9 protein-coding genes are annotated in these 9,807 nt (G+C 69.6%); 8 read left to right on the forward strand and 1 reads right to left on the reverse strand.

The annotated features are described in order from the left end of the window. Positions 1–98: 98 nt before the first annotated feature. From RBS12_RS17955 to RBS12_RS17985, 7 genes are all read left to right on the forward strand, one after another. On the forward strand, positions 99–764 hold the full coding sequence (locus RBS12_RS17955) for a transglycosylase family protein (protein ID WP_307967521.1): 666 nt from the start codon (positions 99–101) through the stop codon (positions 762–764). An 821-nt stretch (positions 765–1,585) separates the two neighbouring features. Next, a complete protein-coding gene (locus tag RBS12_RS17960) occupies positions 1,586–3,124 on the forward strand; it encodes an NCS1 family nucleobase:cation symporter-1 (protein WP_307967522.1) in 1,539 nt (512 codons plus the stop codon). 155 nt (positions 3,125–3,279) lie between these two features. Next, positions 3,280–4,026: an aspartate/glutamate racemase family protein gene (locus RBS12_RS17965; protein WP_307967523.1), complete on the forward strand. Its 747-nt coding sequence runs from the start codon at positions 3,280–3,282 to the stop codon at positions 4,024–4,026. Positions 4,027–4,192: 166 nt separating this feature from the next. Further along, the gene (locus RBS12_RS17970; RefSeq protein WP_307967524.1) at positions 4,193–4,846 is read left to right on the forward strand and encodes a hypothetical protein; all 654 of its coding nucleotides are present in this window, start codon (positions 4,193–4,195) and stop codon (positions 4,844–4,846) included. Beyond that, positions 4,843–5,709 (forward strand): Ig-like domain-containing protein, encoded by an 867-nt coding sequence (locus RBS12_RS17975; RefSeq protein WP_307967525.1) that lies wholly within the window; start codon positions 4,843–4,845, stop codon positions 5,707–5,709. Before RBS12_RS17970 ends, RBS12_RS17975 begins: the two co-directional genes overlap by 4 nt. Before the next feature lie 29 nt (positions 5,710–5,738). Beyond that, on the forward strand, positions 5,739–7,046 hold the full coding sequence (locus tag RBS12_RS17980; protein ID WP_307967526.1) for an FAD-dependent oxidoreductase: 1,308 nt from the start codon (positions 5,739–5,741) through the stop codon (positions 7,044–7,046). Beyond that, positions 7,043–7,546 (forward strand): DinB family protein, encoded by a 504-nt coding sequence (locus tag RBS12_RS17985; RefSeq protein WP_307967527.1) that lies wholly within the window; start codon positions 7,043–7,045, stop codon positions 7,544–7,546. Before RBS12_RS17980 ends, RBS12_RS17985 begins: the two co-directional genes overlap by 4 nt. A 66-nt stretch (positions 7,547–7,612) precedes the next feature. Here the strand turns inward: RBS12_RS17985 and RBS12_RS17990 are convergent, their stop codons facing one another. Beyond that, positions 7,613–8,290, reverse strand: coding sequence for an HAD-IA family hydrolase (locus RBS12_RS17990; protein ID WP_307967528.1), 678 nt, complete (start codon positions 8,288–8,290; stop codon positions 7,613–7,615). Between the two features lie 260 nt (positions 8,291–8,550). Here RBS12_RS17990 and RBS12_RS17995 point away from each other — a divergent pair, with 260 nt between their 5' ends. Continuing rightward, entirely contained in the window at positions 8,551–9,798 is a 1,248-nt protein-coding gene (locus RBS12_RS17995; RefSeq protein WP_307967529.1) for a PTS transporter subunit EIIC, read from the forward strand. Positions 9,799–9,807 lie beyond the last annotated feature (9 nt).

Genomic DNA, 9,807 nt, shown 5'->3' on the forward strand with positions numbered 1-9,807 from the left:
ACCAACGTCCTGACCTCAATCTGTCAGGGATCGGCGGCGCACGCAGACTTCCGGGGACGGAATGAGTGCCGGTGGAGTCCCGAGCATCTGAGAAACCCATGAAGAAGAACATCGTCTCCATCGCTGCACGCCGTTCGCTCGCCCTTGCCGCCATCTCTGGCGCCGCCCTCGGCGGCGCTGCCCTTGCGGCCCCCGCCGCGAACGCGGCCAGCACGTCCACGTGGGACGCGATCGCCCAGTGCGAGTCGGGCGGAAACTGGTCCATCAACACCGGCAACGGCTACTACGGCGGCCTCCAGTTCACTCTGGGCACGTGGCAGTCCTTCGGCGGCACGGGCATGCCGAACCAGGCGTCCAAGGACCAGCAGATCGCCGTGGCCGAGCGCGTCCTCGCAAGCCAAGGCTGGGGCGCCTGGCCGGCATGCTCCGCCAAGCTGGGCCTCTACGGCACAGCCGGCGCGAACCCGACCCCGGCTCAGGTCACCCCCGCCCAGGCCCAAACCCCCGTCCCGGTCAAGGCTGCGCCAGCGCAGCAGGCCCCGGTTCAACAGCAGGCGCCCGCGCCTGCGGCACCAAAGCACGTGGCCACGGTTCCCGTGACCGGCCAGACCTACACGGTCAAGTCCGGCGACACGCTGAGCGCCATCGCCGAGCAGCTCGGCATCAAGGGTGGCTGGCAGCTTCTCGCCGACGCCAACACGAGCACCGTCGCCGATCCCAACCTCATCTTCCCCGGCCAGACCCTCCAGCTCCCGGCCGAGTAAGCGGCCTCCGGCCCCAACTCGCCGCGCCGTCACCTTTGCGGGGTCCACACCATGCAAAGGTGGCGGCGCAACGCGTTTCTCCGGCAACCTCCGCGGGTCCCGCGTCGGCTCCGGCCAACCTCCCCTACTCCTCCCGCCGACACGGGCCAACCTCCCCAACTCCTCCCGCCCACGCGGGCCAACCTCCCCAACTCCTCCCGCCCACGCGGGCCAACCTCCCCAACTCCTCCCGCCCACGCGGGCCAACCTCCCCAACTCCCCCCGCCGACACGGGCCAACCTCCCCAACTCCTCCCAGCGTCGCGGGCCAACCTCCCCGACTCCCCCCGCCGACACGGGCCAACCTCCCCAACTCCTCCCGCCGACACGCCGCGTCATCCCTGTCGGCGTCGGCGTGTCACCACCTCCGAAGCCCAGATTCTGGGGAGCCCGGCACCACACCCCCGCAGAAACCGGGGAGCCCGGCGCGACGCGACCACAGAAACCGGGGAGCCCGGCGTCGCACCCCCACAGAAACCGGGGAGCCCGGCACCACAAACGGCGGGGCCCGGCGAGGCGCGCGAGAAACCGCCGAAAGCGACCCGTCACCGACCGGTATCCCAAACACTGGAATTACCCCCGGAAAAATATCTTCGGAGAACCTCTTGCATTGTTTGGTATCCCAGAGCTACCTTGTATACCAAGCGATGAGAAGTCGGTCACACCAGATCGTGACTCACCGCACACCGGCCCCCACACCGGAGCTGAGCCTCACAGCCCATAACAGGCCAGCGGATCCCCTCAGGCGGCGTCAGCCGCCACCATTGATCCGGAAAGAGAACCATGAACAGCAACCAGGACACCGTCGTCCAATCGCTGAGCTCCACCGGTGCCGCTGACGGCACCCTGACTTCCCCCGCCACACCAGACCGAGATCCGCGGCTCTCGAACAAGGACCTAGTTCCGCTCAAAGACCAGCACTGGGGCTCGTACAACATCTTCGCGTTCTGGATGTCGGACGTGCACAGCGTCGGTGGCTACGTGACCGCCGGAAGCCTCTTCGCGCTCGGACTCGCCTCGTGGCAGGTGCTCGTCTCGCTCGTCGTCGGTATCCTCATCGTTCAGTTCTTCTGCAACCTCGTCGCGAAGCCAAGCCAGGCCACCGGCGTGCCGTACCCGGTCATCAACCGCGCGATCTTCGGCGTCAAGGGCGCGAACATCCCGGCCATCATCCGCGGTCTCATCGCCATCGCGTGGTACGGCGTCCAGACCTATCTCGCGTCCCAGTCGCTCGTGATCGTGATGCTCAAGTTCTGGCCGTCCCTCGCCCCGCTCGCGGTCAACGAACACGGCTTCCTGGGCCTCTCGCCCCTCGGCTACGTCGCGTACGCAATCCTCTGGGTCGCGCAGGGCTTCGTGTTCTGGCGCGGCATGGAGGCCATCAAGAAGTTCGTCGACTGGGCCGGCCCGGCCGTCTACGTCGTCATGATTCTTCTGGCCGTCTACCTCGTCGCCAACGCCGGCTGGGACCACGTCTCCCTCAACCTCTCCGCGGGCAAGCCGCTCGACTTCGGCGCGTCCATCCCGGTCATGCTCTCTGCCATCGCCCTCGTGGTCAGCTACTTCTCCGGCCCGATGCTCAACTTCGGCGACTTCTCCCGCTACGCGAAGTCGTTCAAGGCCGTCAAGAAGGGCAACCTCCTCGGCCTGCCGATCAACTTCCTCTTCTTCTCGCTCCTCACGGTCATCACGGCCTCGGCGACCGTGCCGGTGTTCGGCGAGCTCATCACCGACCCGATCGAGACCGTCTCCCGCATCGACGCACCGTTCGCCACGATCCTCGGCGGCCTCACGTTCGTCATCGCGACCGTCGGCATCAACATCGTGGCCAACTTCATCTCCCCCGCGTTCGACTTCTCCCACGTCAACCCGCAGAAGATCTCGTGGCGCATGGGCGGCATGATCGCCGCCGTCGGCTCCGTGATCCTGACCCCGTGGAACTGGTACTCGAACGCGACCGCCATCCAGTACTCCCTCGGCATCCTGGGCGCCCTCATCGGCCCCCTGTTCGGCATCCTCATCGCGGGCTACTTCGTGGTCAGCAAGCAGAAGATCTGGGTCGACGAGATGTACACGATGAGCCCCAAGGGCCGCTACTGGTTCGTCAAGGGCTTCAACCCCAACGCGGTCTGGGCTACCATCGCGGCCGGCCTTCCCGCCATCGCGTCGGTCATCATCCCGACCATCACGGGCCAGGGCCACTGGATCTCGGACTACTCGTGGTTCATCGGCTGCGGCCTCGGCTTCGTCGCCTTCGCCGGCCTCGAACGGGCCCGCCCCCAGATCAAGACCGGCGCGGAACCCGAAACCGCTGTAATCTGAGCCTCTCGTAGGCCCAGGCACGGGCGGACGACGACGGCACCCACCCGCCGTCGTCGTCCGCCTCCCCTTTCGACCCCGCCAGAAGTTCCCGCCAGAAGCCGCTGCCAGTAGGCCCCGCTCTCCTGAGCCCCCAGCCCGCCCGAAAAGAGTCCCCGATGCGCATCCTCATCGCCAACGTCAACACCACGCAGTCCATGACGGACGCGATCGCCGCCCAAGCCAGGCGGGCCGCCCTCCCGGGCACGGAGATCGTGGGCATCACGCCGCGCATCGGCGCGGACTCGGTCGAGGGCAACTTCGAGAGCTACCTCGCCGCGGTCGCGGTCATGGACGCGGTCGCCCGCTACGATGGCGAGTTCGACGCCGTCATCCAGGCGGGCTACGGCGAACACGGCCGCGAAGGCCTCCAGGAGCTCCTTGACGTCCCCGTTGTCGACATCACCGAGGCCGCCGCCGCGACGGCGATGTACCTCGGCCACAAGTACTCGGTCGTCACGACCCTCGATCGCACCGTCCCCCTCATCGAAGACCGCCTCAAGCTCGCGGGCCTCGACGCCCGCTGCGCGTCGGTTCGAGCCTCCGGCATGGCAGTGCTCGAGCTCGAATCCGATCCCGCCCGCGCGATCGAGGCGATCGTCACGGAGGCCGAATGGGCGGTGCGCGAGGACAAGGCCGAGGTCATCGTCCTCGGCTGCGGGGGCATGGCGGATCTTGAGACCCGCATCCGCGAACGGTGCGGCGTTCCCGTGGTCGACGGCGTGGCGGCCGCCGTCGCGACCGCCGAATCGCTCGTCCGGCTCGGCCTCACGACCTCGAAGATCCGCACGTTCGGCGCCCCGCGGCCCAAGAAGGTCATCGGCTGGCCCCTGCCTGCGGTTCAGCTCGAGTCCGAAATCTCCTAGGCCGCGTCCAGCATTCGGGGCCCTCGGACCGGAACGAAAGTTCCCGGTCCGAGGGCTTCGCTGTCTCGGGAGCATGGATTATTCAATTCGCTAGGGATAAAATCGAGGAGCAGTCAACGCTGGGCAGACTGTCAGTCACGCCCGACTTCAGATCCAGGTTCATCCAATGTGCGAACTGCCCCGCCGGCGCATCCGAAATATCTTCAAACCCGTCCGATTGGCCGTCGGGCTCCTCGGGGTGGCCGTCGCGAGCACGGCTTGGCTCGTCCCGGGCTTCGTGAGCTCGCTGCCCATCGGCGCCGGAGCCCTCGTGCTGCTCGGGGCCGTCCTTCCGGCCCTCCGGGACTGGGAGCTCCAGCTTCCCGGCTTCAAGGTCTCGGGGTCCCTCGACAGCCACCGCGACGACATCTACGACGTCTTCGAACACCAGCGCGGCGACCTCCAGCTCTGCGCGCAGCTGCTGTGCGGGGACCCAGACGAAGCCAAGACCCTGCTCGAAGCCGCGCTGGCCCAGACCGCCGAGGCGTGGCGCGGACCCATCACGCCGCAATTGCGCCTCTACACGCTCTGCCTCTTCGTGAAGCTCGCAGAAGCGCACGAACGGTGGGCGACGCCGCAGCCCGCGAGGCGTCCGAGGTCGCCGTTGGACCCGCTTCACGCCCTGCCGTTCGCGGAACGCGCCGCCGTCGTCCTGCACGATTTCGGGCGTCTCACGATCGCCGAGATCGCGGGACTCACCGAGAGCACGACGCCGGCCGTGACGGAACAGCTCGGCGACGCGAGCCGACGGGTTGAGGCGCTCGAACGGGGGCGGCGATGAACCACGACGTGCGCGACCGCCTCCTCGCGGAGGCCGCGAGGCTCGCCGAAGAGCACCCCGTCGACCTCGCGCGCGCGGTCGACGAGGGAATCCGCCGGATGCGCCGGCGGTACGTCGCGGCCATGGTGGCCTCGATCGTGATCGTTGCGGCGCTCGCGACCGCGCTCCTCGTCCTGCGCGCGGCGTCCGGGCCGTTCACGTGGATCTTCCCCGTGTCCACAGCCTCGCCCACACAGTCGGCGACGCCGTCGGCCTCGCCATCCCCGAGCCGGTCCACGTCGCCCTCTCCCACGGAATCGCGGGAACCGCTTGCGACCGGCCTTCGCATCGACCCCGCTTCCGTCACGATGCCGGCGGGAAAGACCCGCGCCCTCAGCGCGCTGCTCGTCCTGGACGACGGCTCATCGATCGCGCCCTCCCAGGTCGAGGTGCGTTGGCAGGTCGCGTGGTCGTCGTCGAACGAACGCGTCGCGCAGGTCGACGGCCAGGGCATCGTGAAGGGACTCCACCCGGGCGCGGCGACGATCACGGCCGTCGCGACCGACCCGAACGGCGTCGCGTTCACCGCGACGGCCCAGGTCATCGTCCAAAACCCGGTCGTGGTGAGCATTCAGCTCAAGCCGCTGACCCTGAGCCTCCTGGCCGGCGGCGCCCCGGGCCAGCTGAGCGCGACCGTCACCCTGAGCGACGGCTCGACCGGGCCGCTCACCGGGGGCGACTGGGTGTCCTCCGACCCGCACGTCGCGAGCGTCACGCCGCAGGGCGCCGTGCGTGGCGTCGGCCGGGGAACGGCCACGGTCACGGTGTCCGTCGACGGCGTGACGAGCCCGCCCGCCACGATCACCGTCTCCGTGATCTCCTGATTCCGCCGCGGCATCGCTACCCTGAACGCATGGCTGCGAACGAGCGCACTCGCGTCGCGATCGTCGGCGGCGGGCCAGCAGGGATGTTCCTCGGACTGCTCGTGGCCCGCGCGGGCGTCGCCGTCACGGTGCTCGAGAAGCACGCGGACTTCCTGCGCGACTTCCGCGGCGATACGGTCCACTCGTCGACCCTCACCCTGCTCGACGAGCTCGGCCTCGGGCCCGCGTTCGCGGCGATCCCGCAGCGGCGCATCACGTCCGTGAGTGCGCAGCTCGACTCCGGTCCCGCGATCATCGGCGACCTCACGCGGCTGGGCGGGACGCATCCGCACATCGCCCTCGTGCCGCAGTGGGACCTCCTCGAGCTCCTCGCACGGGCGGCGGAGCGCGAGCCCGGCTTCCAGCTCGTGCGGAACGCGGAGGTCACAGGCCTGCTGCGGGAGGCCGCGACGAACGACGACGGCGCAGCAGCGGACGGCGGTCGGGTCACCGGCGTGGCGTGGCGGAGTCGCGAGGACGGGTCCGAGCACACGCTCGAGGCCGACCTCGTCGTCGCGTGCGACGGCCGCTGGTCCCCGGTCCGCGACGCCGCCGGCCTCACGCCCCGCACGTTCGGTGCGCCCATGGACCTGTGGTGGTTCCGCCTGCCCCGCCGCCCCGACGATCCCGACGGGGGCTTCGGCCGCGTCTCGCACGGCCAGTTCCTCATCATGATCGACCGTGGCGACTACTGGCAGTGCGGCTACATCATCCGCAAGGGCGCCGACGCGCGGCTCCGGGCCGAGGGCCTCGACGCGTTCCGGGCCCGGCTCGCCGCGATCCAGCCATGGCTCGCCGACCGCCTGGGCGAGGCACCGCCGTCGTTCGATGACGTCAAGCTCCTCGACGTGAGGCTCGACCGCCTCGAGCGCTGGCACCTCCCAGGCCTCCTCGTCATCGGGGACGCCGCGCACGCCATGAGCCCGGTGGGCGGGGTCGGCATCAACCTCGCGATCCAGGACGCCGTCGCGGCAGCGCGCGCCCTACGGCCCGCCCTCGGCCGCGGCGGGCCCGTGCCCGAGTCGGTGCTGCAGGCCGTCCAGCGGAGGCGCTGGTGGCCCACCGTCGCGGTCCAAGGCTTCCAGCAGGCCGCCCATTGGGGCGTCGTGAGGCGCATCCTCGACGACGACGGCGGGGCCTCGCGGGTGCCGACGCGGGCGCCGCTGCCGCTGCGCGTCCTCTCCCGCTACCCGGTGCTGCAGGGGCTCCCGGCCCGGTTTGTCGCCGTCGGGCCGCTTCCCGAGCACGCACCGCGGTGGGCGCGGCGGAAGCCGGGGCCGCTAGACTCCGGCTCATGAGCTCAATGCCCACGGTCGACCCCAGCCTCTTCGACGCGGCCCTCCGTACCCAGTTCGATGTCTTCCTCGACGAACACCGGACCGCACTCTATGACTCGCTGAACGGTCTCACCGAGGCAGAGGCCCGCGCGCGGCTCGTGCCGTCGCGGACCACGCTCCTCGGGCTCGTGAAGCACGCGACGTTCGTCGAGAAGGTCTGGTTCGACGAGGCCGTCTCGTGCCGCTCGCGGGCCGAGATCGGCATCCCGGCGACCCCCGACGAATCGTTCATCCTCGACGAGAGCGACACGATCGAGTCCGTGCGCGCCGCGCACCGCGAGGCGTGCGAGGACTCGCGACGCGCCGCCGCGGGCCTCACGCTCGACGACGTCGTCCGCGGCAACCGTCGCGGCCCCCTCCCGCTGCGCTGGGTGTACCTCCACATGCTCCGGGAGCTTGCGCAGCACTGCGGGCACGCGGACATCCTGCGCGAGCAGGTTCTCGCGGCGCGCCAAGGCTAGGGTCCGAGGTGTTCCGCCACAACTCGCGGGCCAAAAGTCCTGAATCCGCCCCTGATTCACCGCGAGTTATGGCGTTATGGAACGCACTCCGTCCGGAAGCGTGAGGCTCACCGCGCCGTCGTCGACGGCGACAGCGACGCCCGTGAGGTCGAGAACGTGGAACGTCGGCTCGTGGGCGGCGGCGCGCGGCCCGATGCCGAGGACGCGCATGCCTGCGGCGAGGCCCGCGGCGACCCCGGCCTCGGAATCCTCGAGCACAAGGCAATCAGACGGATCGACGCCGAGGCGTGCGGCCGCCGCGAGGAATCCCTCGGGGTTCGGCTTGCTCGCGGTGACGAGCTCAGCCGTGACCATGACGGGCGGAAGCGGCAGGCCCGCGGCGGACATGCGAACGCGCGCGAGCGTGTCGTCCGCGGACGTGACGAGCGCGTGCGGGAACCCCTCGAGCGATGCAAGGAACGCGCGGGCGCCCGCGACCGGCACGACGCCCTCGGTGTCCGCGGCTTCCTCCGCGAGCATGAGGCGGTTCTCGGCGAGGTTCTCCTCGACGGGCCGGCCGGGCAGGAGGATCGCCATGCTGAGGTGACCCTGGCGGCCGTGGACGACCTTGAGGACTTCGTCGCCCGCGAGCCCGTGGCGGTCGGCCCAGCGGCGCCACACGCGTTCGACGACGGCGTCCGAGTTGACGAGGGTCCCATCCATGTCGAGGAGCACGGCTCGGGCGGTCACGGTCGTGGTGGTCACGGGGTCTCCTGGGTGGGCGCGGCAGAGGAAGATGGTCCGCTAAGGCTACCGCCGCCGTCGTCCGGGCCGAGGTGCGACCAGCGGCCGACGACGGCGCCCACCCCGCCCGCGGAGCACTCCCCTTCACGTCAACTCGGCCAACCGTTCCCTCTTGACATGGGACCGCGGCGCACATCACACTGAACTGGTCATAACCAGACAGTACCTGCCGGTTCCGACTGGTTCTAGTCTTCCATTCGACTCACGCAAAGGTGCCTGCGATGTCTACCTCCGAAGCGGCCGTGGTGGCCGAGAAGAAGCCGAACGCGGTCTTCGCCACGCTCCAGCGGCTGGGCCGCACCCTGATGCTGCCGATCGCGGTGCTGCCCGCGGCCGGGATCCTGCTCCGGCTCGGGCAGGCGGACCTGCTCGGGGCGATCCCGGGGTTCTCGGCCGGGGCCGCGGTGATCTCCGCCGCCGGCAGCGCGGTCTTCTCCTGGCTGCCGCTGATCTTCGCCGTGGGCATCGCGATCGGCTGGGCGAAGAAGGCCGACGGCTCCACCGCCCTGGCCGCCGTGGTCGGCTACATGGTCATCGACGGGGTCTTCAAGGCCATGTCCCCCGTGGTCCTGGCCGGCCAGGTCGACCCGGCCGGCAAGCCCGCCGCGATCAACTACGGGGTCCTGGCCGGGATCATCGTGGGCCTGCTCTCGGCCGGGCTGTGGCAGCGGTTCTACCGCACCAAGCTCCCGGACTTCCTCGGCTTCTTCTCCGGCCGCCGCCTCGTGCCCATCCTGACCTCCGTCACCTCCCTCGTGGTCGGGGTCGTCCTGTCCTTCCTGTACCCGCTGTTCAACGCCGCCCTGTCCTGGGTCGGGACCGCCGTGGCGTCCAACACCGTCGTCGGCGGCGGGGTCTACGGCTTCGCCAACCGCATGCTCATCCCCGCGGGCCTGCACCACATCCTGAACTCCATGGTCTGGTTCCTCGTCGGGGACTACACCAACGCCGCCGGCACCCTCGTGCGCGGGGACCTGAACCGCTTCTTCGCCGGCGACCCGACCGCGGGGACCTTCATGACCGGCTTCTTCCCCATCATGATGTTCGGCCTGCCCGCCGCGGCCCTGGCCATCTGGCGCCACGCCAAGCCCTCCCAGCGCAAGATCGTCGGCGGCATCATGCTCTCCACCGCCCTGACCGCGTTCCTGACCGGCATCACCGAGCCGATCGAGTACTCCTTCATGTTCGTCGCGTTCCCCCTCTACATCATCCACGCCGCCCTCACCGGGACCTCCCTGGCCCTGGTGAACCTCCTGGGCATCCACGACGGCTTCACCTTCTCCGCCGGCCTGATCGACTTCATCCTGAACTTCGGCAAGGCCCACAACGCCTGGCTCCTGATCCCCATCGGCCTCGCCTACGCCGCCATCTACTACTTCCTCTTCTCCTTCGTCATCAAACGCTGGAACCTGCGCACCCCCGGCCGCGAAGACGACGAAGTCACCATCGAAACCCAAGCAGCCAAATAACCCCAACCC

This window comes from Sinomonas sp. ASV322, assembly GCF_030908245.1.
Lineage (GTDB): Bacteria > Actinomycetota > Actinomycetes > Actinomycetales > Micrococcaceae > Sinomonas.

Coding starts and splice junctions, on each gene's coding strand:
- RBS12_RS17965 (WP_307967523.1), top strand. CDS start 3,280: ATGCGCATCCTCATCGCCAACGTCAACACCACGCAGTCCATGACGGAC.
- RBS12_RS17985 (WP_307967527.1), top strand. CDS start 7,043: ATGAGCTCAATGCCCACGGTCGACCCCAGCCTCTTCGACGCGGCCCTC.
- RBS12_RS17970 (WP_307967524.1), top strand. CDS start 4,193: ATGTGCGAACTGCCCCGCCGGCGCATCCGAAATATCTTCAAACCCGTC.
- RBS12_RS17955 (WP_307967521.1), top strand. CDS start 99: ATGAAGAAGAACATCGTCTCCATCGCTGCACGCCGTTCGCTCGCCCTT.
- RBS12_RS17980 (WP_307967526.1), top strand. CDS start 5,739: ATGGCTGCGAACGAGCGCACTCGCGTCGCGATCGTCGGCGGCGGGCCA.
- RBS12_RS17975 (WP_307967525.1), top strand. CDS start 4,843: ATGAACCACGACGTGCGCGACCGCCTCCTCGCGGAGGCCGCGAGGCTC.
- RBS12_RS17960 (WP_307967522.1), top strand. CDS start 1,586: ATGAACAGCAACCAGGACACCGTCGTCCAATCGCTGAGCTCCACCGGT.
- RBS12_RS17995 (WP_307967529.1), top strand. CDS start 8,551: ATGTCTACCTCCGAAGCGGCCGTGGTGGCCGAGAAGAAGCCGAACGCG.